Consider the following 22489-nt stretch of genomic DNA (forward strand, 5'->3'; position numbering starts at 1 on the left):
GGCGGGCAGCGGGGTGCTCGGTGGCGGGGTGCTGCTGGCGGTGGGGGGGGTGAGAGTGTGGGAGGCGTACACCGGGCCGGCTGCGGCGGGGGCGATCGGCGCGGGGTGGCTGGGGCGGCGTGCCCGAGGGGGGTTGACCAGCGGGCCGGCCCTCGGCCCTGGGCGGGGGGCGGCGGTGCGGCCCAGCCTCGTGTCGGTGCTGGCCGGGGCGGACCCACAGCCGTGGCGGCGGCTGCTCCGCGGGGCGGCGGCAACCGGCGCGGTGCTGGCCGGCGCGCCGGCGGTGGGGGAGGCGCTGGCCGGCGGTGGGGTCGGCTCGTCGTCGCCGTCGACCCGGGCCACCCCGGCGATCACCGCTGCCGCGCCGAGGAGCACCACGACCACGCCGGCCACCAGCACCGGCACCAGCCGGTTGCGCTGCTCCGGCGGCGCGCGGTGCACGGGCACCGGCAGCAGCCGCGAGGGCGTGTACGGCTCCACCTGCGCGTACGGATCCGGGCGGGCGAACGGGTCCGGCCGGGCGTACGGGTCGGACGATTGGTGCGGGTCGGGCGACGCGTACGGGTCGGCGGGTCGGTGCAGCCGGTACACCCCGGGCTGCTCCTCCGTGCCGCCGGCCAGCCCGACCACCGACGGGGGCACCGGAGGGTCGGCGGGGTGCGGCGAGGGCTCGTCCACCGGTTCGGTCGACCATCTGCTGCCCGTCGCGCCGACTCCTTCGTCCGAGGGCAGCCGGGGGTTCGGCACCGCCCCGGCCTGGTGGGTCGCGGCCGCCGACGGGTGGAAACCGGATTCGGCCGGCCCGTCGCCGTGCGGTGGGACGCGGGCGGCCGGCACGACGGGCGTGTCGCGAGCCGTGGGCGGGTTGTCCGCGCAGGCGTGGTTGGGATTGGCCGCCGCCCGGGCCAGGGCCGCCACCTGGGTGGCCAGCGGGTCGTCGGCGGGCAGGTGCTGCCGGCACAGCTCACGGGCGAGCGCCAGGTTGTCGTGTCCCTCGGTGAACTGCCCGCAGTCGCGCTGCATCGCCCCGAGCCGCGCCAGCATCTTGATGCCGCTGGGGTGCCCGTCGCCGTACACCTCGCGGTGCAGCTCCCAGGCATCCTGGAGGCGGTCGCGGGCCACCGCGCACTGGCCGCGCGCGTACTCGACGGTGGCCAGGTCGGCGTGCGCGGCGAGGACCCGCAGCGACTCCGGGCCGTCCTGCGCGGTCAGCTCGATGATGACTTCCTGGTAGAGCCGCGCCGCCCGGGAGTGGCTGCCGACCCGGTGCAGCACTGCGGCCAGGGTCGCCGCCGCAGCCACCGTGCGCGGGTCGGCGCGGCCGTGCAGGCGGGTGGTGGCCGCGTACGCGAAGGCGGCCCACCCCCGGGCCGAGTGCGGCTCACCGAGGGCGATCAGGACCCGCGCCTGGAGGCTGGCCGCCTCGGCCAGCTCGGGGGTGGCGTTGGCCGGGTGGGGGTCGGCGTCGGTGAGCGCGTCGGACAGCAGTTGCTGTGCGCCGGCCAGATCGCCGGAGGACACGAGGTGGTGCGCCTGATCAGTCAGTTCACCGAAGCCGGAAGACACGCCCCATCGTGCTCATCCGACGACGGTAAGTACAAGACCCGCGCCGGTGTCGATTGGTCAGGATCCGGTCAGGTGGTCGGCCAGGGTCTCGCTGATTCGGCGTAGCTGGTCGACCTGGGCGGGGCTCAACGCGTCGAACAGGTGTCGGCGTACCCCCTCGACGTGGCCGGGTGCGGCGGCCGCGAGGGTGGCGAAACCCTCGTCGGTGAGCAGCGCGATCTGCCCGCGCCGGTCGGTGGGGCAGTCCTCGCGGCGCACCCAGCCGGCGGCCTCCAGCCGGGCCACGGCGTGCGAGAGCCGGCTGCGCGACGACCCGGCGGCCTGGGCCAACTGGCTCATCCGCAGTTGACGACCGGGGGCCTCGGAGAGCTGGACCAGGATCTCGTAGTACGCGTGCGGCATGCCCGCTTCGCGTTGCAGCTCGCGGTCGAGAGTGTCCATCAGCACCCGGGAGGCGGTGAGGTACGCGCGCCACGTGCGCTGCTCGTCGGGGTCCAACCAGCGGGTCATGGCCGCCATCATACTCCCGGTGGTTGAATGTTCAACTAAACCGCGCTAGCCTCGGGTCATGGGTATCCACCGGCTCAACCACGCGGTCCTCTACGTCAGTGACCTCGCCCGCAGCGTCGCGTTCTACAGCGACGTGCTGGGCTTCCGCCCGGTGGCGATGACCCCGGACGGCTTCCGGGGCGCCACCTTCCTCCAGGCCCCCGACTCCACCAACGACCACGACCTCGGCCTCTTCGAGGTCGGCGCGGGCGCCGGTCGGTCGACAGCAGGTCGGTCCACCGTCGGCCTCTACCACCTCGCCTGGGAGGTGGACACGCTCGACGAGCTGGCCGCCACCGCCGAGCGGCTCGTCGCGGCCGGCGCACTGGTCGGCACCTCCGACCACGGCACGACCAAGAGCCTCTACGGCAGGGACCCGGACGGCCTGGAGTTCGAGGTGGTTTGGCTGATCCCGGCCGACCTGCTCGACGACACCGCACTGGCCGCCCGCAAGCAGATCGGTCGGCTCGACCTGGACGCCGAGCGGCAGCGTTACGGCGGGCAGACCCGGGGCGGGGTGGGGATCTCCGTCCCGGCCTGACCGCCCGTACGGTAGAACGGACCGATGCCGACCGACCGGACCACTGATTTCCTCCGCGAGCTGCTGGTCCGCCAGTTGACGACCTGGCTGCCCGCGGCCCTGCACCGCTCCCGGCGGGCCACCATCGCCCTCGCGGGCGCCGACGCGGGCAGCGCGGAGGCCGCGCTGCGCCTGGTCGCCACGCACGGCGACCAGGTCCGCGGCCGGCAGGTGACGGTGCTGGTGCTGGCCGACGCCGCCGCCGACCTGCCGGCCCGACTCGGCCCGATCGAGGCGGAGTTGCCCGCCGAGGTCACAGTGCACCTGCTGCCCGGCGAGCCGTACCGGCTGCCGGTCGCGGTGAAGGCCGCCGGGGCGGCCGGCGCGCCGCTGTTCTCCTTCGTGGACCTCCCCGGCGCGGTGACGCCGAAGCTGCTCAGCGCCGCTACCAACGGCCGGACCGGGGAGCTGCTGCTGCACACCGCCGACAGCGTCCGAGACGTGCTCGTCTCGGCCGGGTTCCCCCTGGTGGCCGAGGTGGCACCGGTGCTGCCCGGCGGCGAGTCCGCCGGGGTGATCGCGTTCGGCAGCCGCTCCGACCGGAGCCTGGAGGCGATCCGTGACGCGCTCTGGGCGGTCGGCGCGGACCTCGACGTGCGCTACCGCGATCCGCTCGACCCGACCGGCACGACTGTCGACGTGGTCGACGATCCCGATCTCGAACCGCTGGCCCACGAACTGCTGGCCGAGTTGCGGGCGGGCGGGCCACGGCCGGTCACCGAGCTACGCCGGCACACCCTCACCGCGACCGTCTATCGGGCCGCCGACGCCAACCAGGCGCTCGTCGACCTGATCGACGCCGGCGCCCTGCGACGCGATCGCGAATCCGGGCGGCTGGCCGGCGACGAGATCATCACCCTGGCCCGCTGAGCGCCCCCCGGCCCCGCCCCGGCCCCGCCCCGGCCCCGGCCCCGGCGATCTTGCACTTTCTGCTCCGGCGTAAAGGTTATTCCACGCAAAACGGCGACAGAAAGTGCAAGATCGCGGGGCGGGCTGGGGCGGGCTGGGGCGGGGCGGGGCGGGCCGGGGGTAGACGCCGAGCGGGGTGCCGGTGAATCACCGGCACCCCGCTCGACTCCCGGGATGCTTACGACCGGGACTTGTCCTGCTTCCAGCTCAGCGGACCCGGCAGGTCGACCCGGTGCGCACGGGCCTTGGAGTTCCAGGACCAGCGACCGATCTTGATGCTCCACGAGGAGAAGCCGTTCTCGGTGAAGTTCAGGATGATCGGACCGTACTTCTTGCGCTTGCGAAACATGAGGCCCATCGGAGGTCTCCCCTCGTCACCGTTCCCTGCCGTGTCGAGATCGAACATGCCCGAACCGACAACTTTTGAAACCCTCTCGCTGTCCGCCCTGGACGGTCGCTCACCGGGCGCCACAATGTCTATTCAACAGATAGGTGTTGCGGCACGGTAAACGCAGGTCGGGGCGCTCCGTAACATCGGCAGCGATAGAAGTCTCATCTTCTGGAAGGTCGTTGACCGCTCGTTCCGATCCCGGGCAGCATGGGGTCATGTCGCAGCGGGATGAGCTTCTCCTCACCGCTCGTGTGCACGTCGACCTGGTCCGGCACGCGAGCGCGCTCTGTTGAGCTGACCGGTCCATCCGGCTCGGCTCCAGCGCCGCATTCTCACCGCCCGCACGCCCTCATCCGGGCGTCCCCGCTCCCATCGTGGACAGATCAGGAGACTCCTCATGTCCCAGCCCCGTCGTGCCGTTCTGCGTACGCTCGCCGCCGTTACCGCAGTGGTCGTGCTCACCGCCACCGCCGGCTGCGGCGGCGACGCGGCAGCCGACGGCGCCCAGGCCAGCGAGCTGCGCTACCAGGGCTCGGTCGGCCAGGTCACCCTCCCCGAACTCGCCGCCGACCTCGGCTACCTCGGCGACGTCAAGCTCAAGTGGATCGGGAACGTCACAGGTGGTCCGCAGGACATCCAGGCCACCGCCACCGGGCAGAGCGACTTCGGCGGCGCGTTCAACGGCGCCATCGTCAAGCTCGCCGCCGCCAACGCCCCGATCACCGCAGTGGTCAGCTACTACGGCTCGGACGCGCAGACGTTCCAGGGCTACTACGTGCTCGACGACAGCCCGATCCGCGGCCCTCGTGACCTGATCGGCAAGAAGGTCGGCATGAACACCCTCGGCGCGCACGCCGAGGCAGTGCTCAAGACCTGGCTCGCCCGCGGCGGTCTCACCCCCACCGAGATCAAGCAGGTCGAACTGGTCGCCCTGCCACCGGTCAACACCGAGCAGTCGCTATGGCAGCGGCAGATCGACGTCGCGGTGCTCGGCGGGGTGATCCGCGACAAGGCGGTCGCCACCGGCGGCATCCGCACCATCTTCACCGACTACGAGCTGCTCGGTGCCTTCAGCGGCGGCACCTACGTCTTCCGCGACGACTTCATCAAGCGCAACCCGGAGACCGTCAAGGCGTTCGTCACCGGGGTCGGCAAGGCCATCGAGTGGGCCCGCACCCAACCCCGGGAGACAGTGGTCGCCCGGATGCGGGACATCATCGGCAAGCGCGGTCGCAACGAGGACCCGTCGCTTGTCGCGTACTGGAAGAGCAGTGGTGTCGCCGGCCGCGGCGGGGTGATCGACGAGAAGGAGTTCGGCACCTGGATCGACTGGCTCGCCAGCGAGGGCGAGCTCAAGGGCGACCGGCCGAAGCCCGGCAACGTCTACACCAACCGGTTCAACCCCTTCGTGGACGGGGGGAACGCGTGAGCACCGACAAGATCCTCTTTGATCGGGTGAGCAAGACCTTCCCGGTCCGCGCCAGCCGGCGTGGCGGCGCCGGCGCGGTGACCGCGCTGGACGCTGTCACCCTCGGGGTACGCCCCGGCGAGTTCCTGGTCGTCGTCGGCCCCAGCGGTTGCGGCAAGTCCACGCTGCTCGACCTGCTCGGCGGGCTCACCGAGCCGACCTCGGGGCAGGTGCTCGTCGACGGTCGGCAGGTCACCGGCCCCGGCCTGGACCGGGGCATCGTCTTCCAGCAGTACGCGCTGCTGCCCTGGCGCACCGCTGCCGGCAACGTCGCGTTCGGTCTGGAGGCGAAGGGGGTGCCCCGCGCCGAGCGCGCCGCGCTGATCGAGCACCACCTGGGTCTGGTGGGCCTGCGCGGGTTCGCCGACCGCTACCCGCACGAGCTGTCCGGCGGGATGAAGCAGCGGGTGGCCATCGCCCGCAGCCTCGCGTACGACCCGGACGTGCTGCTGATGGACGAGCCGTTCGCCGCCCTGGACGCGCAGACCCGCGACTCGTTGCAGGACGAGCTGGTGCGGATCTGGGCCCGTACCGGCAAGACCATCGTGTTCATCACCCACGGCATCGACGAGGCCGTCTACCTGGGGCAGCGGGTGGCGGTGCTGACGTCCCGGCCCGGGCGGCTCAAGCAGGTCATCGACATCGACCTCGGCGACCGGGACGCGGTCGAGGACGTGCGCTCCACCGACGCGTTCCGCCACCACCGCCACCAGATCTGGACCCTGCTGCGCGACGAGGTGCGGGCCGCCCAGGCGGCCGAGGGCACCGGCGTCCGCCACACCGAGGAGGCCCGCGTTGGTTGACATCGCCGAACGTCCCACCCGACTCGCCGGCCCACCCACAGTGCCCCGCCTGTCGGCCGACAGTGCCGTTCCCGGTCGCGCCGGTCGTCTGCTCGGCATCGGCGCGAAGGTGCTGCACCGCACCGTCGCCATCGCCGCGCTGGCCGCGATCTGGGAGGGCGCACCCCGGCTCGGGCTGGTGGACCGGGTCTTCCTGCCCCCGCTGTCGGAGGTACTGGTGGCCTGGTGGGAGTTGCTGCGCAGCGGGCAGCTCGCCGAGCACGTGGGCGCGAGCCTCACCCGGTCGTTGGCCGGGCTCGGCCTGGCGGTGCTCACCGCCATACCGCTCGGGCTGCTGATCGGCTGGTACCGGCCGCTCGCCGAGTTGCTCAGCCCACTGCTGGAGGTGTTCCGCAACACCGCCGCGCTGGCCCTGTTGCCGGTGTTCGTGCTCATCCTCGGCCTGGGAGAGACCTCCAAGATCGCCCTGGTGCTGTACGCGTGCTCCTGGCCGATCCTGCTGAACACCATCGCCGGGGTGAAGGGCGTCGACCCGCTGCTGATCCGATCGGCCCGCTCGATGGGGCTCAACCACCTGCGGCTGTTCCAGAAGGTGATCCTGCCGGCGGCGGTGCCGACCATCTTCACCGGCGTCCGGCTGGCCGGGGCGTACTCGATCCTGGTGCTGGTCGCGGCCGAGATGGTCGGCGCGAAGGCCGGGCTCGGCTACCTCATCAACTACGCGCAGTACAACTTCGCGATCGCCGACATGTACTCCGGGATCATCACGATCTCCGCCATCGGCCTGGTCGTCAACCAGCTCCTCGTCGCCCTCGAACGTCGCTTCTCCACCTGGCGCGTCGACGTCTCTGCCGGATAGGACGGACACCAATGACCCGCACCCTGCACCTCAACGCGTTCCTGATGGGCGTCGGCCACCACGAGGCCGCCTGGCGGCACCCCCGCACCGACCCGCGTCGGGTCACCGACGTACGGCACTTCCAGGAGTTGGCCCGGATCGCCGAACGCGGCACCCTCGACTCGCTCTTCCTCGCCGACGGCCTCTCGGTCGGGCCGAACCCCCGACACAACATCCAGGCCGTCTTCGAGCCGCTGACCCTGCTCGCGTCGCTCGCCGCGGTGACCGAACACATCGGTCTCATCGCGACGGTCTCCACCACCTACAACGAGCCGTTCCACGTCGCCCGCAAGTTCGCCTCGCTGGACCACCTCAGCGGCGGCCGGGCCGGCTGGAACATCGTCACCTCCGCCCAGGAGCGGGAGGCGGTCAACTTCAACCGGGACAGCCACCCCGAACACGCCGACCGGTACCGGCGGGCCGCCGAGTTCGTCGACGTGGCGATCAAGCTCTGGGACAGCTGGGAGGACGACGCGCTGGTCTTCGACACCACGGCCGGGGTGTTCGCCGACACCGACCGGGTGCACGAGGTGGCGCACCGCGGGCCCGAGTTCCAGGTCCGTGGCCCGTTGAACATCCCCCGGGGGCCGCAGGGCCGACCGCTGCTGGTGCAGGCCGGCTCGTCGCCGGACGGGGTCGCCTTCGCCGCCCGCTACGCCGAGGCGGTCTTCACCGCGCAGCAGACCCTCGCCGACGGGCAGAGCTTCTACGCCGAGCTGCGCCGGCAGGTCACCGCCGCCGGCCGGGACCCGAACCTGGTGAAGGTCCTGCCCGGCATCGCGCCGGTGCTCGGCGGCACCGAGGCCGAGGCGCAGGCGCTCGCCGCCGAGCTGGAGGAGCTGATCGTCCCGGACTACGCCCTGGCCCAGCTCTCCGGGATGCTCGGCATCGACCTGACCGGCCTGCCGCTGGACGGGCCGCTGCCGGAGCTGCCGGCCGCCGGCACCGTGCAGGCGCACCAGAGCCGCTACCAGCTCGTCACCGAGCTGGCCCGCCGGGAACAGCTCACCATCCGCCAGCTGATCGGCCGGCTCGGCGGCGGCCGGGGTCACCGGGTCGTCGCGGGTACGCCCGAGCAGGTCGCCGACCAGATCGAGCTGTGGTTCACCCAGGGCGCCGCCGACGGGTTCAACATCATGCCGCCGCACCTGCCCGGCGGGCTCGCCGACTTCGTCGACCACGTGGTGCCGGTGCTGCGCTCCCGTGGGCTGTTCCGCACCGAGTACACCGGTCGGACGCTGCGCGAGCACTACGGCCTGCCCCGACCGGCCAGCGCGTACGCGGCGTCGGCCCTGGTGCCGGCGTGACCACCGTGGAGCGCCCCTCGGCGGACATCGCCGGGCTGCGACCGGTGAACGCGGACCTGTTCCGCGCTCTGCTGCGGCGGCAGGCCAGCAGCGTCACAGTGGTCACCGCTGTCGCCCGCGCCACCGAACCCGCCTGCCTCGGTGGAATCGGCGCGCCGATCCGGGCGGGCTTCACCGCGACCTCGTTCACCTCGGTGTCGCTGGACCCACCGCTGGTCTCGTTCTGCCTCGGAGTGGCGTCGTCGAGCTGGCCGGTGCTCGCCCGCGCCGAGCACGTCGCGGTGCATCTGCTGAGCGCAGGCCAGCGGGAGGCCGCCACGGTCTTCGCGACCAGCGGCATCGACCGGTTCGCCGCGTACCCGGACTGGACGTCCGGACCGTTCGGGGTGCCGATGCTCGACGGGGTGCTGGCCCGGCTGCTCTGCCGGGTGGTGCACCGGGTCCCGGCCGGCGACCACACACTGGTGATCGCCGAGCCGCTGGCGCTCGGCGACGGCGGCGACGGCGCGCCACTGGTCCACCACCGGGGCGGCTACACGACCGCCGTCTCGCCGTGAGCGAGCGCAGCGAACGAACCGTCGGGCACGTGGCAGGTCACGGCGGCACCCAGCGAAGCGGAGTGCCGACGTGACCGCACCGACCACGGCCGACCTGCTCGCGTTGGACCGGGCCGCCCAGGACCTGCTGTTCCGGGCGGCCCGCACGGCCAACACGTTCACCGACGAGCCGGTCACCGACGCCCAGGTCGCGGCGATCCACGACCTGATCCGGTACGGGCCGACCGCGTACAACGGTCAGCCGTTGCGGGTGCTGCTGCTCCGCTCGGCGGCGGCGCGGGCGCGGCTGCTGCCGTACGTCTCGTCGAGCAACCGGGCGAAGACGGCCAGCGCGCCACTGGTGGCGGTGCTCGCCGCCGACGTGGACTTCCACGACCGGCTACCCGAGCTGTACCCGCACCGGCCGCAGGCCCGCGACTGGCTGAGCGACCGCCCGTCCCGCGCCGAGCAGGCCCGCTTCAGCGCGACCCTCCAGATCGGTTACCTGCTGGTGGGCGTACGCGCCGCCGGGCTGGCCGCCGGCCCGATGGCCGGGTTCGACGCGGCAGGGGTGACCCGCGAGTTCTTCCCCGACGGCCGGCACGAGGCGCTGCTGCTGCTCAACCTGGGCCACCCCGGCCCGGACGCCTGGGCGGAGCGGCGGCTGCCCCGACTCAGCACCGAGGAGGTGGTGTGGACGCTGTGAGCCGGGCCCACTGTCAGCGGGGCTCCCACGCGTCGGGCAGCGCGGTGAGCTTGCGGACGTGCGCGGGCAGTCGACCGCTGACGATCTCGGCGAGGCTCACCTCGTCGACGACCCGCCGCACGGCGGCGCGGACCGCCACCCACAGGCCGGGCAGGTTCTCCGCCGAGCCCTCGTACCTGGTCTCCTCGGGGCGCAGCCCGCGTACTCCGGCCAGCGGGCCTTCGACGGCGCGCAGCACCGCGCCGACGGTCACCTCGCGTGGTGGGCGCGCGAGGGTGTAGCCGCCCTCGGCGCCGCGTTGGGCGCGGACGATGCCGGCCCGGCGAAGATCCGCCAGGACCGCCTCCAGGAACTTGCGGGGCATGTCCTGCTCCGCGGCGATGGCCTGGGTGGACAGCAGCGAGGGGTACGCGGTGGCGAGGCTCAACGCCGCTCGTACCGCGTAGTCGCCGCGCGCGGAGATTTGCACCCTGCCATCATGCCCGCCCGGTGCCGCCCAGCCCTCCGGCGGGCGGCCCAGGTCTCGTGGCGTGCCCGCCATTTGTGGGTTCGCCAGGTGTGCCGGTGCGGAACCGGCCGCCGTTGGCGCCCGTCGACTCGGCGGGCGGTCGAGGTCGGACGACCCGGCCGGCAGCCGGTTGGTCTCGGGCGGCCCGGAACGCGCCGGGGCTGACCCCGACTTCGCGGGTGAAGAAGCGGCCGAAGTTCGTGGGTTCGGAGAAGCCGAGGCGCCGGCCTATCTGGGCGATCGGCTGATCCGTCGCGGCCAGCAACCGGCCGGCCTGCAACGCGACCCGCTCGTCGATGACCTGTTTGGCGCTGCGACCGGTGACGGCCAGGCAGGCCCGGGTCAGGGTGCGCACCGAGCAGCCGAGCGCGGCCGCATAGTCCTCCACGCGCCGGGTGTGCGGGTAGCCGTGCTCCACCTCGCGGCGGAACCTGTGGAACGTCTCGTCCTCGGGTCGGGACGGCGACCGGTCGGTGTGGGCCACGGCCAGCCGCAGCAGCAGCACTGCCAGTTGGTGCCGGAGCAGCGCGCGGGCGGTGGGGCCGTCGGGGTGCCGTCGGCAGTCCACCGCCAACTGGCTCACCTCGCTGATCACCGCGTCCTCGTCCTCGCCGGCCAGCTGCCGCCAGGTCGCGGTGGTGGTCAGGTCGACGTCGAAGCCGCGCAGCGCCTCGGGATCCCAGGCGACAACCGTGGCGTCGAACTGGGGGCCGGCGCAGCGCAGCACCTGACCGGGGCGGACCCGCAGCAGCGTGCCGGGCCGGCACGGCAGCAGATGAAAGTCGAGTTCCGCGTCGCCGTGCCCACGCGTGGTGAGAATCAACAGCTCCCGCTCGACGATCACCGGACGACGCCAGCCCGGGTCACCGGCAAGATCAGCCAGCGCGAACGTGGCTATCTCGTCGGTGACGGGAGACGCCGTTCCGATCGATGGCGCGGGGGAGGGATCGGTGGAGACCATCGCCTGCGACGGTAGCCCGAACCGCAGGTCACCGCATCCCGATCGACGTTCGTAGCGGAATCCGCGGCGCGCCACGGGCTTGTCCCGGTCCTGGCGGGCGGGCTACGTTACCCGGCGGTAGCGCCGTCGGTCCGCGGTCCACCCGGCATCCGCCGGCCACTCGACCGGCCGGCGGCCCCCGCCGACTCGCGATGGGATGGGCATGACGCAGCTGTTTTCGGTCGAAGGTAAGACGGTCCTGGTCACCGGCGGCTCGCGGGGGATTGGGCTGATGATCGCCCAGGGCTTCGTCCGGGCCGGCGCACACGTGATCATCTCGTCGCGCAAGGCGGATGTGTGCGAGGCGGTCGCCACCACCCTGTCCGCCGAGGGCCGCTGCGAGGCCATCCCCGCCGACCTCGGCGACGACGCCGGCGCCGAGACGCTGGCCGCCGCCGTCCGCGAGCGCTTCGACCGCCTCGACGTGCTGGTCAACAACGCCGGCGCGACCTGGGGCGCACCGCTGGAGGACTACCCCGAGGCCGCGTTCGACAAGCTCTGGGCCGTCAACGTCAAGGCCGTCTTCCGGCTCACCACAGCGCTGCTGCCGGCGCTGCGCGCCGCCGCCAGCGCGGACGACCCGGCCCGCGTGATCAACATCGGGTCGATCGACGGCATCCGGGTGCCGATGATGGAGGTGTACGCGTACTCGGCCACCAAGGCGGCCGTGCACATGCTCACCCGCAGCCTCGCCCACCAACTCGCCGGTGAGCAGATCACCGTCAACGCGATAGCGCCCGGCCCGTTCGAGAGCAAGATGATGGCGTTCGCGCTCGACGACCCGGCGAGCAGGGCCGCCATCGAGCAGCAGGTGCCGCTGGGCCGCATCGGGCGCCCCGACGACATGGCCGGCACCGCCATCTACCTCTCGTCGCGCGCCGGCGCATACCTGACCGGAGCTGTCATTCCCGTCGACGGCGGCATCACCACGCACGGCTGAGCACCGGCCGACCCGGGGAGCACTGTCCGCGTACTCCCTGGGTGTGTGCCGGGGCCGCGCGGACTCGGCAGATCCGCGCGGCCCCGGTGTGGCCGATGTTGCCCGTTCGGGCGGTCAGCGACCGGCGAGCAGCCGGTTCACCGCCGTGTCGACGTCCAGGTGCTCGGCCTCACGGCCGCGCGGGACGACGACGTAGGTCCGTCGAAGGAAACGCACCAGGACGCTGCGCGGCACCTCGAAGAGGGCGTTGCCGTCCGGTGACGAGAGGGCCAGCGCGACGAAGTCGCCACGCGGTGTGGCCCAGGGCCAGACCCGCACATCCCCGATGCCGGCCGGCTCGTCCAGGCCGGTGACCAGAAGTTCGCGAGCGAACGACCAACTCACCGCCTCGCCCCCTGCCGATTCGGCATGGAACAGGACATGGACCGCATACGGGTCAGCAGGGTCGTAACGCAGACTGGCACGCACCGGCAAGGCGGTGGCGTCAGGTGCGACGAGCCTTAGCGACGTCTCGACCTCTACGGTCGTCGGTCGGATGACACTCATGGACGTTCTCCCCCCGGCACCGCTGCGGAACGCGCGTGTCCCGCTTTTCCCATACTCAGGTGCTACTCCTGGCTACGCTCCGCCATACGCTGACTTCACCCAGTGGTGGGAAGGGGGACGGAAAGGCCGCGTGAATGTGAGCATTCATGTAGGATTTCCGGTTCTGCCCAGTGCGTGATCCCGCCCGGTATCGGGTGGCTCAGTCGTCGACTTACTCCGGTAACGTCCAGTCGGCCGTTGCAGTGACGGGCCCGAGCGACACTGGGGGGTGAAATGGTGACGAAGCAATCCTCAGTGGATCCGGCGGCGGCGCCCGGCCCGCCGAAAGTCGCGGTCCGAGCAGCCGAAAAGCGGGGGTACGGAGTGCCGATGGAGCAGCCCGAGCGGGCCGGTCGGCCGGCGTCCGACGCCGGTCGTCCGAGCGGTGATGGTGGCGGCACCGATGCCGGCACCGATGCTGGTCGTGGTGCTGGTGGCGGCGGAGTCGCCGTGCAGGATCGGCCACACCGTCCCCGCTGGCGCGAGCGGATCTCGCTGACCCTCGACCTCATCCGCGCCAACCCCACCGGCCGGATCGCACTCAAGATTTTCATCGCCATCGCCGGAGCTTTGGTGGTGACCATCGGCATCGCCCTCATCCCGCTTCCCGGGCCAGGCTGGCTGCTGGTGATCGCCGGCCTGGGCATCTGGGCCGTCGAATACCACTGGGCGCGCCGGCTGCTCGGCTTCACCCGCCGCCACGTCCACGGATGGACACGCTGGGTAACCAGGCAGTCGCTTCTGGTCCGAATCGTGCTCGGGTCCGTCGGCCTGGTCTTCGTGGCCACGGTGGTCTGGCTGTCCCTCAAGTACAGCCTCGGCATCGACGTGGTGGCCGAGGCAATGCACTACCTCGCGACCCACTGACCCCGGATTTCCGGTCCGGTTCCACGATCGGGTAGAGTCAGTGGCGCTGAGGGCGATTAGCTCAGTGGGAGAGCGCTTCGTTCACACCGAAGAGGTCGCTGGTTCGATACCAGCATCGCCCACTCTCAGTTCGCACAGGTCAGAGGCCGCTTCCCGATTTCGGGAGGTGGCCTTTCTGCTGTCGTACAACAGCTAAGTACAGCAACGGCGTCATTGGCCCAGTGAATCGCGAAGGCGTTTGAGGACGTCTCTGGTCGCCTTGTTGGATACCTGTATAGATCTCCATCGTCACGGCGAAGTGGGCGTGCCTCAGCACCTGCATGGCGGCTCTGGGGTGGACGTCGAGGTCAGCGGGCGCAGTCCGGCGTAGGCGATCGGTTGGCCGTCAAGGCTGCCTTGACGGTGGTCGGCCGTCGTGGCGCCGCTGCCCGCGGCCGCACACCAGCAACGACAACCCGCACAGCGAAGCGCACTTCAAGACACTGGAGTACCGGCCCGGCTGCCCCGACCGCTTCGACAACATCGAACAGGCCCGAACCTTCTGCTGGTCGGCACGGTGCAGGGTTCGAGGGGCCCGATCTACGCTTCGGCCATCAGTCCGAGGTCCGGATCTGCTCCAGGTAGGTCAGAGGCTTCCGGCAGAACTCCAGCAGCTCCCGCAGCGCGTCCTTCTCCGCCGTGGTGATCACGACGTTCTCCTCCGACAGGGCGCCGACGAGCGTCTCGAGCGCCATGGGCCATTCCCCGGCGCCGCCGTCTTGCAGAACCATCGGCCGGTACCTCGGGCTGATCTTAGGTGCGAGTTGGTCGGTGATCTGGCGGCTGAACCAGTGAAAACCGTTGAGGTCCATGGGTCTCCCGTAGGTGCGGTGGCTAGGTCGGCCGGTTGGCCGGCGGGTTGGTGGTGACGCCCTCGCCGCTGAGCGGGTAGCCGCCGGAGATGCTGCCGTCCTTGTCCAGGGTAACCATCATGGTGATGCCGTCGCGGGTGCCGGTGACGCGCCAGCCGTCGCCGCCGAGGCGCGCCTCAGGGGGGCTGTCGGGGTTGGTGGCGATGCTCTTGAACCAGCCCTCGACCTGCTCCTTGGTGGTGCCGGGCGGGAAGAGCGTCTTGTTGGGCTCGGTGGACGAAGGCTTGTGGTTGCCACTGCCCAGGCCGTCGCCGTCCCAGATCTTGTCCATCGCCCCGTCGCCCATCTGACCGAAGCGGTGCATGTCGTACTTCGCGTCGGTGAACTCGGGGTCGTCCCAGGGGTTGGTCCTCTTGGGCGCCTCGGGCTCGGATGTGTCGGCGTCCTTCGGGCGGCCCTCCCGGACGCGATCGAGGCCGTGCTGCTGGGCTGCTCCCACGCGCTTGGGCATCATTGCGGGGTTGAACTTTTTAGGCTTGGGGCCATCGTCGCCACCGCCGTGCGGTGGGGTGGGGCCTGAGGGGCGCTTGTGGAGACCCGCCACAGCGAACAGGACCACCAGGACGGCGGTGGTCCGCAGAGCCGCCATGAGCTGTCGCATCGAGGGCCGCCTAGACGTCGAGGAGTGCGCGAAGGGCGGAGAGGCTGGCGATCAGGCCCATCAGCCAGCCGAAGATGCGGCCGGTCCAGCGGACGACGGCGACCGCGAGCTGGGAGGCGACAAGCGGTGTGGCGAAGCCGAGAGAGAAGACCACCTCAGCCAGCCACACCACGACCTTGGCGATGCAGTCGGCGATGAAGGCGCGCACGACCTCCCGCACTATCTGCACCACTGTTCCCGCGCCACGGGTCGCGGCACCCATGCCGGCGGCCGTGCCCGCGAAGATCCCGGCGACGTCGATGTTGATGGTGAGGATGTCGCGGTAGGCGTCGGCGGCGGCGCCCTGCCATCCGTCGAGGTCGCCGACCAGCCGCGCCTTGAGGTCCTCGGCGATGGAGAACAGCTCACTGGCCATGTTGTCCCAGGTCATGGCGTGCGTCTCGATGGTCTCGGGATCACCGGCGAGCCAGTCGAGGGCCTGCTTCAGTGGCTCGACCTGCTCGATGGCCCACTCGATGCCCATCGACAGGAGCGTGCTGAACGGGTCGATGGCGATGGCCGCCCCGTCGAGAGCGGCGCCCAAGCCCGCGATTGAGCCGTCGATCCAGCTGCCGGAGTCGATGGCGTCCTTGATGCCCATGTAGTCGTCGGCAAGCGGCAGGCCGGTCCAGCCGTCGCGGTGCGCGGCGCTGGTCGAAGGGATGTCGGAGGTCGTGGCGACCAGTGGGTTGCTCATGAGAGGACGCCGGGCCGGCTCAGGTCGCGGAGTGGAAGGAGTTGAAGCCGTCGGTGGTCGACTCCTCGGTCCGCTCGTAGGCGTCGGCGGTCTTCTTGATTCCCGCGGCGAGCAGCGCGATGTTCTCGGCGAGCATCCCCACGCCCTTGTCCTGGTCCCGGTGGCGTCCCTCAAGGATGGGCGGCAGGAACTGGCAGAGCTGCCCGTAGGCATCGTTCGCCTGGAAGATGGTGCCGCTCGCGGCCTTGACGGCGGCGAAGCGGTCGTGAATGGCCAACATGGCCGTGGCGTGCGCGCGCAGGGCCTCGACGTCGACCTCGAACCCTCCGTGCATCAGTAACGCCCCTCTTCGTCCTCGGTGTCGGCGGTCCGGAATCCGGCCAGCAGGGCCCGGCCGGTCGCCGAGTCGGTGCCGACCGTCTCCCGCACGACCTCGGCGGCGGCCTCGGCGAGCTTGACCCGCGCGTTGCGATAGGCGCCCATGATCGCCTGCTGCGTCTGCTCCAGACTCACGCGCTGCACACGCGCGGAGAGCCGGACGTCGGCCATCGCCCCCGTGGAGTCGACGGTGACCTCGACGATCCCGTGGGCGTCGCTGGCCGTGACCCGCAGCGCGCGCAAGCCGGCACTGGCGGCCTGCGTGTCGGCGGCCCGGCGCGAGGCATTGGCCTGCCATGCCTCAAGGCGTTCCCGCGCATCCTCGGCGTCCAACAGCGGATTACCCATCGCGCCTCCGTTTCGGTTGCCGAGCAGGGGATTCGGAGGCGCCAGTGTAGCCGCGGCCCGCACACCAGGATTGCCGTGCGAGGGCCCGCATCCAACGCCTCGTCTGACGCCAGCAGTACAGCAGTAGGTGAGCAGCGGGCAGCAGAAGGCGATCCGCTCGCTTCCTGGTGGGTGTGCGGTGAGCGCCCACGGCCCGGTCATGCCGATCTGGAGCTGCGGTGGCTGCGGCCTGCCCTGGCCTGTCAGACCAGGAAGCGCGAGCTGCGGGCGGAGTATGCGGATGCTCCGGTGTCCCGGAGTAGTCGGTAACGGGCTTCGCCGTATGTGTCGCTGTATCTGGGAGCAGATTAGGAGCCGGGCAGAGGGCCGGGGGCCAGGGCGGCGACTAGGCAGTCCGATGGTGATTCGATCGCTCGACCGGCTTCGTTCGGGTGCGCGGGCCGGGCACCGTCGTAAGCATCCGACGACGTGCAGCCTCGCGCTACGTGTCGACCCAGTCGGGTGATCCGTGGAATCTCGCCGGCTCGGCAGCACTTGGGTGGGGGCATCCGGTGTTTGTGGTCGATGCGCAGGGTGCGGGCCGGCGTTGTGCCGGCCCGCACCCTGCGGGTCAGCGGGCGACCGAGTAGAGGCCGGAGAGGAGCGCCGGATTTTCGCCGCCGATGTCCTCGCGCTTGTTGGCGACGTAATAAAGCACGTCGTTGCTGAATACGTTGTGGCCGAGGCCGAGGGTGTGCCCGACCTCATGAGTGGCCACGTTGTTCCGGGTGAAGGTGGTCGGCGAGTAATGGTCGTTGAGCTGGATCCGGTGGCCGGACTCGGCGAAGGCACCGCTGGTGCGACCCGACGGGTAGGCCCGCGTCGCTAGCCCTACCCAGCCGTTGGCACCGTAGTTGCCGGAGAAGACGTCGACGCACCGGGCACCCGCAAGGGATGGGCAGTTGTTGAAGTAGTACCAGCTGTCGATGTTCGCCACCTGGTTCCACTTGGGTACCGCGTTGCTCACCGGCCAGCCGGAGCCGGAGTGGTCGTTGAACCGAACGATCGGATCCTCGTGTCCGTTGTTCCGCCAGAATGACACCGGGCAGGTGACAGTCCGGGCGCTACCGTAGGCGCAGTCGTTCGCCGCCATCGTCGAGAACTCGGATGGCCGGACCACCTGCACATCCCGCTGTCCCTGTGCGCGCAGGCTGGCCGCCAACTGCTCTGGCGTGACGCCCGGCGCCGGCAGGTAGGTCTGCACGATCGTGCCCTCCGCCACGGTCCGTACGTTCTGCACGGTGGCCTGCGCGGAGGCGTCGGCCTTCACGTCCCCGGCCGTCCGAGCGCGTAGCTCGGCGAGCTGCTGCTCCGTGAACTTGGGATGGGTGTCCAGCGAGGTGGCCGGGCTCTTCGCCTTGTAGCCCGGATCGGCCGCACCCGACCAGCTGCCGTCCGGCCGCCTGGTCGCCAGGTAATCCGCGTACTGCTTCTCCGGGTCAACGATGGCCCCGAGTGTCTGAGCCGCGCCCGTGCTCGCGTTGGCGGTGCCTGTGACGGGAAGCGACACCAGCAGGGCAGCGGCCGCCGCCACGCCAAACACCCGTCGTAACCGATTGGAGCTGCGTTCCATGTGCATGCTTTGTCCCCGTTTCGCAGAAGCTGAGAGTTCCACCGAATGGATCCCGGCCAATGTTGGACGTGAGGGCTTGCAGTGACCTTGCATGGACCTTGATCGCTTGCTGGGGCGGAGCCCCAGCAGAACGGAGGTCAGCAAATTTCGCTATGCCTGTGGCTTGTACGGGCGTGGCAGTATTGCCCACGGTTGATGCGGCCACGGGGGTGGGCATGTTCCGATTGCTGGGCCCATTGGGCCTGCAGGTGGCAGAAGGCGCGGTGGATCTAGGGCCGGCGAAGCAGCGGATCGTGCTGGCAGTTCTGCTGGCTGAGGCAGGACGCACGGTCGCGATGGCGGATCTGGCCGAGCGGGTCTGGGGCGATGAGGCGCCGACCGATGCCCGTAATGCCTTGTATACCTATGTGAGTCGGCTGCGGCGGGTGCTGGAGCGGGCAATTGCCGCTGGCGAGGAGCCGGCGCTGCTGGTCCGCCGCTCGGGCGGCTACGTGCTAGAGATGAATCCTGATCGGGTGGACGTGCATCGTTTTCGCCGGTTGGTCGCCACCGGCCTGAACGGCGCATCTCGCGATGTGGAGCGGGCGGCGCTGCTGCGGGAAGCGTTGGAGCTGTGGCGGGGGGTGCCGCTGGTCGACGTTCCCGGTGAGTGGGCGGTACGGATGCGGGCGGGCTGGTGTCAGGAGCATCTGGAAGCAACGGTGGCGTGGGCGAATGTCGAACTGCGGCTCGACTCTGGCACCGCCGTGGTCGGCCCGCTGACCGACATGGTTGCTCAGCATCCCCTCGACGAGCCCTTGCTGGCGGCACTTGTACGTTCTCTGCACGCCGCCGGGCGCAGCGCGGAAGCCCTGGACTGTTACGCCAGGATCCGCCGGCGGATGCTCGAAGAACTCGGTGCGGAGCCAGGCCCTGAACTCCAGGCCGTGCACCTGCGCATCCTGCGGGAACGTCCTGCCGCAATCGACACAACCGTTCCCGGCACCAGGCCGGCCCAGATCCCGCCAGCGGTCGCGGCCTTCTCCGGTCAGACGGAAAGCCTCAACGTGCTGGACACGATGGTGCCCACGGGCGGCGAGGCGGTGACCCCCACGGTGATCGCTGTTGTCGGCACCGCCGGGGTCGGCAAGACGGCGCTCGTCGTGCACTGGGCGCACAGGATGGTTGGCCGGTTCCCCGACGGGCAGCTACACGTGAATCTGCGTGGCTACGCCGTCGGTCAGCCGGTACGCCCGATCGATGCGCTTGGCGTGCTGCTGCGTTCCCTGGGCGTTCGTCCGGACCGGGTACCGGTCGAGCTGTCGGAGGCCACCGCCCTGTACCGCTCCATGCTCGCCGGCAGGCGTGTCCTGGTGCTGCTGGACAACGCCCGAACAGCCGACCAGGTCAGACCGCTGCTGCCCGGCAGCTCCGGTTGCCTCGTGCTGGTCACCAGCCGCGATCGGCTCGGCGGGCTCGTCGCACGCGACGGTGCCCTCCGCATCACCCTGGACATGCTCACCCCAGGGGAGGCCCGCGTCCTGCTGGAGCGGCTGATTGGCCAGGAGCGGATACGCGCCGAATCCCAGGCCGCCGCCGACTTGGCCGCCGTCTGCGCCTACCTACCGCTGGCGTTGCGAATCGCCGCCGCCAACCTGACCGGCCGCCCGTACCGCACCATTTCCGAGTACGTGACCCAGCTGCGCGGCGGCAACCGGCTCGCTGCTCTGTCGAATGACGGTGACGAAGAGGCGGCGGTACGCGTCGCGTTCGACCTGTCGTACCAGTCGGTGTCTGCCGAAGCCCAACGCCTGTTCCGGTTGCTGGGACTCGTGCCCGGCGTCGACGTCACCGCGGCCGCGGCCGCAGCGCTCACCGACATCACGCCGGCCGAGGTGGCGCCATTGTTGGATGAACTGGCCGCAGCTCACCTGATCGACGAGCATGCAGCGGATCGGTTCACCTTCCACGACCTGCTCCGTCACTACGCCAGAGAACACGCCGTGGCCAGTGACAACGCTAGTGCTGTGGACGGCAACCTCGCCGACCTGCTTTCCAGCGCCCGCACCAGCTCCGCCACCGCCGAGGCCGCGGCAGGCCTCAACGGTCGGATCGGCGTGCACCACTGTCCTGACCGGGCAGATTCCTACCTGACCGCCACGACGATGCCGTCAAGCATCTGAAATGGTCCTTCGGACTACTACAAAAGCATCGATAATGAACAGAATGGTTCGTTGTCCGAATCGCCACACGAGAACTACTGCCCCCGGACCGTTTCGTCGGCCGCCTGTAACGCTGCCGGTAGGACCGGACATGTCACAGCGGGTGCATCCGGCGGGTAGCGAGGCGGGGTATGCAAGCAGCAGATGATCCGGTCAAGCGCAGAGATCGCGACAACGATCGCGTTCGTTTCGAAGGTGTATACGCCACACACTACGAGCTGATCCTGGCTTACGCGCTACGCCGCACTCAGTCACGCGATGATGCCACGGACGTGGTGGCCGAGACCTTCCTCATCGCCTGGCGCCGCCTTGACCAGGCACCTGACGGACCCGTTGTGCGGCTTTGGCTGTACGGCATCGCCCGCAAGGTCCTCGCCAACCATCTGCGCGGCGCACGCCGCCACGAGCGGCTCGGGGCGCGACTGCGCGCCGGCGTGGTCAGCACCGATCACAGTGCCCGGCCGGCCGCTGCGATCAGCGAGGCACGTATCACCATCGCCCGAGCGTTCGGCCGGTTGAAGGTCGACGACCGCGACCTGCTGGCGCTGGTTGCGGCGGAAGGTCTCAGCGCGAGCGAGGTCGCAAAGGTGATCGGCGGCACCGCCGCCACGGTGCGGGTACGCCTGCACCGGGCCCGTGCGCGGTTCGCCCGTGAACTGGCCGCCGAGGGCCATGAGGTGTAACGCAGCGGCGCGGCCGGACATGAACAGGTGCCGAGCGCAACGAATCCGCGGCCGGTTAGGGAGATGACTTCGATGATCCGCAAACGTGATCGCCTGGACGAATACGTGCGACAGGTGACCCAGCTCGACGACGACGGTGCCGCGACGCTCGCCGATCCCACCGCCAAGCATGCCCTGTTCGAGGAGATCAGTCGCATGCACACCAACGACCAGCCGGAACCTCGCCGCCTGCCTGCCCGCCGCCGCGTCCAGTTGGTGGCCGTCGCGGCGGGGATCGTCGTCACCGCCATGACGGTGCTCGCCTCGACCGGCCTGCTCGGTTGGCGCAGCCAGCCACCGCCGACGGCGTCCAACCCGACCCAGACGAGCGAGCAGACGCAAGCATCCCCACAGCAGGGTGACGCCTTCGGGACCGGGGTTGAGGCGTCCTGCCCAGAGCAGTACAGCCCGCAGACGCTGGCAGGTCGCGCGCTCGCCTTCGACGGCACCGTGCTCAGCATCGCCGAGCGGCCGTCCGCGACCGAGGGGGCGGATCCCTACGTGCCTGTCACCTTCGCCGTGACCCGCTGGTTCCGCGGTGGTCACGGCGACCGGGTCACCGTGGCGATGTTCCCGCCCGAAGCGCACACCTCGGTGGGCAATTCCAGCTATCGGATCGGCTCTCGGCTCCTCGTCTCGGGCGCGGACCGCTGGGGCAACGCACAGCTGAGCGATCCGATCGCGTGGCCATGTGGCTTCACCCGCTGGTACACGCAGGCTGATGCGAACGTCTGGGAACAGGCATTCCGCTGACGGACGTAGAGGCACACCTGGCGCCTGCAGCCTTCGTGAGCAGTAGTGGGTGCCATTCGCAGCCGCGCGGCCGGGCGGTACGCATTGCGCCGCCGGGCTTGTTGGCGCGCGGTCGCAGTGCCGTGCACCGATGGGACTGTCAGAATGTGTCGACGGAACCGGTGCGCGGAGGCGGGGAGAAGCATGAGCGACTTCAACGACAGGATCATCGCGGAGTTTCGCGCCAACGCCGGGCAGGTCGGCGGTCAGTTCGCTGGTGCGCCGCTGCTGCTGTTGCACACGGTCGGCGCCAAGAGCGGCCAGCCTCGCGTGAGCCCGATGATGTACCAGAAGGTGGACGGCGGTTATGCCGTGTTCGCCTCCAAGGGCGGTGCGCCCAGCAATCCCGACTGGTACTACAACCTGCTCGCTGATTCGAAGGCCCAAGCGGAGATCGGTACGAGCAAGGTCGACCTGGTCGCCAGAGTTGCCGTCGGGGACGAACGGGAACGGATCTGGGGCGCGCAGAAGGCCGCGTATCCAGGCTTCGCCGACTATGAGCGGAAGACCACCCGTCAGATCCCAGTCGTCGTACTGGAGCCTGCGCAGTAGGCAGAGACGGTACAGCCTGGGTT

General features: G+C 70.5%; 26 protein-coding genes, 1 tRNA gene and 4 pseudogenes. 18 read left to right on the plus strand and 13 right to left on the minus strand.

Annotated elements, in window-relative coordinates; translation table 11 throughout:
• Positions 1–55: 55 nt before the first annotated feature.
• Positions 56–220 (plus strand): annotated as a pseudogene (locus NIE79_RS34210) (hypothetical protein); the annotation flags it as partial.
• A gap of 20 nt (positions 221–240) precedes the next feature.
• Here NIE79_RS34210 and NIE79_RS17530 read toward each other — a convergent pair.
• Both NIE79_RS17530 and NIE79_RS17535 read right to left on the minus strand, forming a co-directional pair.
• A pseudogene (locus tag NIE79_RS17530) lies at positions 241–1566 on the minus strand (tetratricopeptide repeat protein); the annotation flags it as partial.
• A gap of 57 nt (positions 1567–1623) precedes the next feature.
• Positions 1624–2085 (minus strand): MarR family winged helix-turn-helix transcriptional regulator, encoded by a 462-nt coding sequence (locus tag NIE79_RS17535; protein ID WP_238679589.1) that lies wholly within the window; start codon positions 2083–2085, stop codon positions 1624–1626.
• Positions 2086–2134: 49 nt separating this feature from the next.
• On the opposite strand from NIE79_RS17535, the gene NIE79_RS17540 reads away from it, so the two are divergent.
• Both NIE79_RS17540 and NIE79_RS17545 read left to right on the plus strand, forming a co-directional pair.
• Positions 2135–2656 carry a VOC family protein gene (locus NIE79_RS17540; RefSeq protein WP_238679590.1) on the plus strand — a complete coding sequence of 174 codons (522 nt, stop codon included), beginning with the start codon at positions 2135–2137 and terminating at the stop codon, positions 2654–2656.
• Between the two features lie 24 nt (positions 2657–2680).
• Entirely contained in the window at positions 2681–3565 is an 885-nt protein-coding gene (locus NIE79_RS17545) for a hypothetical protein (protein ID WP_238679591.1), read from the plus strand.
• Between the two features lie 217 nt (positions 3566–3782).
• On the opposite strand, the gene NIE79_RS17550 is transcribed toward NIE79_RS17545, so the two are convergent.
• Positions 3783–3962, minus strand: a complete 180-nt coding sequence (locus NIE79_RS17550) for a DUF4236 domain-containing protein (protein WP_030333600.1) — start codon at positions 3960–3962, stop codon at positions 3783–3785.
• A 248-nt stretch (positions 3963–4210) separates the two neighbouring features.
• On the opposite strand from NIE79_RS17550, the gene NIE79_RS34215 reads away from it, so the two are divergent.
• From NIE79_RS34215 to NIE79_RS17580, 7 genes are all read left to right on the plus strand, one after another.
• The gene (locus tag NIE79_RS34215; protein ID WP_349881247.1) at positions 4211–4288 is read left to right on the plus strand and encodes a putative leader peptide; all 78 of its coding nucleotides are present in this window, start codon (positions 4211–4213) and stop codon (positions 4286–4288) included.
• A gap of 104 nt (positions 4289–4392) precedes the next feature.
• The gene (locus tag NIE79_RS17555) at positions 4393–5424 is read left to right on the plus strand and encodes an ABC transporter substrate-binding protein (RefSeq protein ID WP_238679592.1); all 1032 of its coding nucleotides are present in this window, start codon (positions 4393–4395) and stop codon (positions 5422–5424) included.
• On the plus strand, positions 5421–6266 hold the full coding sequence (locus NIE79_RS17560) for an ABC transporter ATP-binding protein (protein ID WP_238679593.1): 846 nt from the start codon (positions 5421–5423) through the stop codon (positions 6264–6266). Before NIE79_RS17555 ends, NIE79_RS17560 begins: the two co-directional genes overlap by 4 nt.
• On the plus strand, positions 6259–7125 hold the full coding sequence (locus tag NIE79_RS17565; protein WP_238679594.1) for an ABC transporter permease: 867 nt from the start codon (positions 6259–6261) through the stop codon (positions 7123–7125). Before NIE79_RS17560 ends, NIE79_RS17565 begins: the two co-directional genes overlap by 8 nt.
• Positions 7126–7136: 11 nt before the next feature.
• Positions 7137–8471 (plus strand): LLM class flavin-dependent oxidoreductase, encoded by a 1335-nt coding sequence (locus NIE79_RS17570; protein WP_238679595.1) that lies wholly within the window; start codon positions 7137–7139, stop codon positions 8469–8471.
• Complete coding sequence (locus tag NIE79_RS17575; RefSeq protein ID WP_238679596.1) at positions 8468–9028, plus strand: flavin reductase family protein; 561 nt, start codon at positions 8468–8470, stop codon at positions 9026–9028. The genes NIE79_RS17570 and NIE79_RS17575 overlap by 4 nt, the downstream gene beginning before the upstream one ends.
• Before the next feature lie 70 nt (positions 9029–9098).
• Positions 9099–9713 carry a malonic semialdehyde reductase gene (locus NIE79_RS17580; protein WP_238679597.1) on the plus strand — a complete coding sequence of 205 codons (615 nt, stop codon included), beginning with the start codon at positions 9099–9101 and terminating at the stop codon, positions 9711–9713.
• A gap of 13 nt (positions 9714–9726) precedes the next feature.
• Here the strand turns inward: NIE79_RS17580 and NIE79_RS17585 are convergent, their stop codons facing one another.
• Complete coding sequence (locus NIE79_RS17585; protein ID WP_030333674.1) at positions 9727–10182, minus strand: RrF2 family transcriptional regulator; 456 nt, start codon at positions 10180–10182, stop codon at positions 9727–9729.
• 7 nt (positions 10183–10189) lie between these two features.
• Positions 10190–11182, minus strand: a complete 993-nt coding sequence (locus NIE79_RS17590; RefSeq protein WP_238679598.1) for a helix-turn-helix transcriptional regulator — start codon at positions 11180–11182, stop codon at positions 10190–10192.
• Positions 11183–11384: 202 nt separating this feature from the next.
• Between NIE79_RS17590 and NIE79_RS17595 the strand changes: the two genes are divergently transcribed.
• Positions 11385–12161 carry a glucose 1-dehydrogenase gene (locus tag NIE79_RS17595; protein WP_238679599.1) on the plus strand — a complete coding sequence of 259 codons (777 nt, stop codon included), beginning with the start codon at positions 11385–11387 and terminating at the stop codon, positions 12159–12161.
• Positions 12162–12275: 114 nt separating this feature from the next.
• Here the strand turns inward: NIE79_RS17595 and NIE79_RS17600 are convergent, their stop codons facing one another.
• The gene (locus NIE79_RS17600; protein WP_007457244.1) at positions 12276–12707 is read right to left on the minus strand and encodes an SsgA family sporulation/cell division regulator; all 432 of its coding nucleotides are present in this window, start codon (positions 12705–12707) and stop codon (positions 12276–12278) included.
• Positions 12708–13001: 294 nt separating this feature from the next.
• Here NIE79_RS17600 and NIE79_RS17605 point away from each other — a divergent pair, with 294 nt between their 5' ends.
• Positions 13002–13613, plus strand: a complete 612-nt coding sequence (locus NIE79_RS17605) for a PGPGW domain-containing protein (RefSeq protein WP_372471630.1) — start codon at positions 13002–13004, stop codon at positions 13611–13613.
• A gap of 50 nt (positions 13614–13663) precedes the next feature.
• A tRNA-Val gene (locus tag NIE79_RS17610) sits at positions 13664–13735 on the plus strand.
• A gap of 88 nt (positions 13736–13823) precedes the next feature.
• On the opposite strand, the pseudogene NIE79_RS17615 reads toward NIE79_RS17610, so the two are convergent.
• A pseudogene (locus NIE79_RS17615) lies at positions 13824–13974 on the minus strand (site-specific integrase); the annotation flags it as partial.
• A 70-nt stretch (positions 13975–14044) separates the two neighbouring features.
• Between NIE79_RS17615 and NIE79_RS17620 the strand changes: the two are divergent.
• Positions 14045–14158, plus strand: a pseudogene (locus tag NIE79_RS17620) (IS3-like element IS1141 family transposase); the annotation flags it as partial.
• Positions 14159–14206: 48 nt separating this feature from the next.
• Here NIE79_RS17620 and NIE79_RS17625 read toward each other — a convergent pair.
• The 6 genes from NIE79_RS17625 to NIE79_RS34030 form a co-directional block, all read right to left on the minus strand.
• Positions 14207–14347, minus strand: a complete 141-nt coding sequence (locus NIE79_RS17625; protein WP_238679661.1) for a hypothetical protein — start codon at positions 14345–14347, stop codon at positions 14207–14209.
• Between the two features lie 139 nt (positions 14348–14486).
• Entirely contained in the window at positions 14487–15125 is a 639-nt protein-coding gene (locus tag NIE79_RS17630; protein ID WP_238679601.1) for an EndoU domain-containing protein, read from the minus strand.
• Between the two features lie 10 nt (positions 15126–15135).
• Entirely contained in the window at positions 15136–15861 is a 726-nt protein-coding gene (locus NIE79_RS17635) for a WXG100 family type VII secretion target (protein ID WP_030488528.1), read from the minus strand.
• Positions 15862–15880: 19 nt separating this feature from the next.
• Complete coding sequence (locus NIE79_RS17640; RefSeq protein WP_238679602.1) at positions 15881–16195, minus strand: type VII secretion target; 315 nt, start codon at positions 16193–16195, stop codon at positions 15881–15883.
• Positions 16195–16587, minus strand: coding sequence for a YbaB/EbfC family nucleoid-associated protein (locus NIE79_RS17645; protein WP_238679603.1), 393 nt, complete (start codon positions 16585–16587; stop codon positions 16195–16197). Before NIE79_RS17645 ends, NIE79_RS17640 begins: the two co-directional genes overlap by 1 nt.
• A gap of 610 nt (positions 16588–17197) precedes the next feature.
• Positions 17198–18160 (minus strand): zinc-dependent metalloprotease family protein, encoded by a 963-nt coding sequence (locus NIE79_RS34030; RefSeq protein WP_238679604.1) that lies wholly within the window; start codon positions 18158–18160, stop codon positions 17198–17200.
• Positions 18161–18414: 254 nt separating this feature from the next.
• Here NIE79_RS34030 and NIE79_RS17655 point away from each other — a divergent pair, with 254 nt between their 5' ends.
• The 4 genes from NIE79_RS17655 (at position 18415) to NIE79_RS17670 (ending at position 22466) form a co-directional block, all read left to right on the plus strand.
• Positions 18415–20361 carry an AfsR/SARP family transcriptional regulator gene (locus NIE79_RS17655; protein ID WP_238679605.1) on the plus strand — a complete coding sequence of 649 codons (1947 nt, stop codon included), beginning with the start codon at positions 18415–18417 and terminating at the stop codon, positions 20359–20361.
• A 170-nt stretch (positions 20362–20531) separates the two neighbouring features.
• A complete protein-coding gene (locus NIE79_RS17660) occupies positions 20532–21083 on the plus strand; it encodes an RNA polymerase sigma factor (RefSeq protein WP_238679606.1) in 552 nt (183 codons plus the stop codon).
• 63 nt (positions 21084–21146) lie between these two features.
• Positions 21147–21875, plus strand: coding sequence for a hypothetical protein (locus tag NIE79_RS17665; RefSeq protein ID WP_238679607.1), 729 nt, complete (start codon positions 21147–21149; stop codon positions 21873–21875).
• A gap of 183 nt (positions 21876–22058) precedes the next feature.
• A complete protein-coding gene (locus NIE79_RS17670) occupies positions 22059–22466 on the plus strand; it encodes a nitroreductase family deazaflavin-dependent oxidoreductase (protein ID WP_238679608.1) in 408 nt (135 codons plus the stop codon).
• The last annotated feature ends 23 nt before the right edge of the window (positions 22467–22489 follow it).

Origin of the sequence: Micromonospora trifolii, assembly GCF_022229005.1 — a bacterium.
GTDB lineage: Bacteria > Actinomycetota > Actinomycetes > Mycobacteriales > Micromonosporaceae > Micromonospora > Micromonospora trifolii.

Bases quoted from the DNA above. Each gene is read 5' to 3' on its own strand.
- NIE79_RS17570 (WP_238679595.1), top strand. From the start codon at position 7,137: ATGACCCGCACCCTGCACCTCAACGCGTTCCTGATGGGCGTCGGCCAC.
- NIE79_RS17665 (WP_238679607.1), top strand. From the start codon at position 21,147: ATGACTTCGATGATCCGCAAACGTGATCGCCTGGACGAATACGTGCGA.
- NIE79_RS17590 (WP_238679598.1), bottom strand. From the start codon at position 11,182: ATGGTCTCCACCGATCCCTCCCCCGCGCCATCGATCGGAACGGCGTCT.
- NIE79_RS17630 (WP_238679601.1), bottom strand. From the start codon at position 15,125: ATGCGACAGCTCATGGCGGCTCTGCGGACCACCGCCGTCCTGGTGGTC.
- NIE79_RS17540 (WP_238679590.1), top strand. From the start codon at position 2,135: ATGGGTATCCACCGGCTCAACCACGCGGTCCTCTACGTCAGTGACCTC.
- NIE79_RS17645 (WP_238679603.1), bottom strand. From the start codon at position 16,587: ATGGGTAATCCGCTGTTGGACGCCGAGGATGCGCGGGAACGCCTTGAG.
- NIE79_RS17595 (WP_238679599.1), top strand. From the start codon at position 11,385: ATGACGCAGCTGTTTTCGGTCGAAGGTAAGACGGTCCTGGTCACCGGC.
- NIE79_RS17600 (WP_007457244.1), bottom strand. From the start codon at position 12,707: ATGAGTGTCATCCGACCGACGACCGTAGAGGTCGAGACGTCGCTAAGG.
- NIE79_RS17655 (WP_238679605.1), top strand. From the start codon at position 18,415: ATGTTCCGATTGCTGGGCCCATTGGGCCTGCAGGTGGCAGAAGGCGCG.
- NIE79_RS17550 (WP_030333600.1), bottom strand. From the start codon at position 3,962: ATGGGCCTCATGTTTCGCAAGCGCAAGAAGTACGGTCCGATCATCCTG.
- NIE79_RS17640 (WP_238679602.1), bottom strand. From the start codon at position 16,195: ATGCACGGAGGGTTCGAGGTCGACGTCGAGGCCCTGCGCGCGCACGCC.
- NIE79_RS17635 (WP_030488528.1), bottom strand. From the start codon at position 15,861: ATGAGCAACCCACTGGTCGCCACGACCTCCGACATCCCTTCGACCAGC.
- NIE79_RS17545 (WP_238679591.1), top strand. From the start codon at position 2,681: ATGCCGACCGACCGGACCACTGATTTCCTCCGCGAGCTGCTGGTCCGC.
- NIE79_RS17670 (WP_238679608.1), top strand. From the start codon at position 22,059: ATGAGCGACTTCAACGACAGGATCATCGCGGAGTTTCGCGCCAACGCC.
- NIE79_RS17660 (WP_238679606.1), top strand. From the start codon at position 20,532: ATGCAAGCAGCAGATGATCCGGTCAAGCGCAGAGATCGCGACAACGAT.
- NIE79_RS17625 (WP_238679661.1), bottom strand. From the start codon at position 14,347: ATGGCGCTCGAGACGCTCGTCGGCGCCCTGTCGGAGGAGAACGTCGTG.
- NIE79_RS34215 (WP_349881247.1), top strand. From the start codon at position 4,211: ATGTCGCAGCGGGATGAGCTTCTCCTCACCGCTCGTGTGCACGTCGAC.
- NIE79_RS17535 (WP_238679589.1), bottom strand. From the start codon at position 2,085: ATGGCGGCCATGACCCGCTGGTTGGACCCCGACGAGCAGCGCACGTGG.
- NIE79_RS17555 (WP_238679592.1), top strand. From the start codon at position 4,393: ATGTCCCAGCCCCGTCGTGCCGTTCTGCGTACGCTCGCCGCCGTTACC.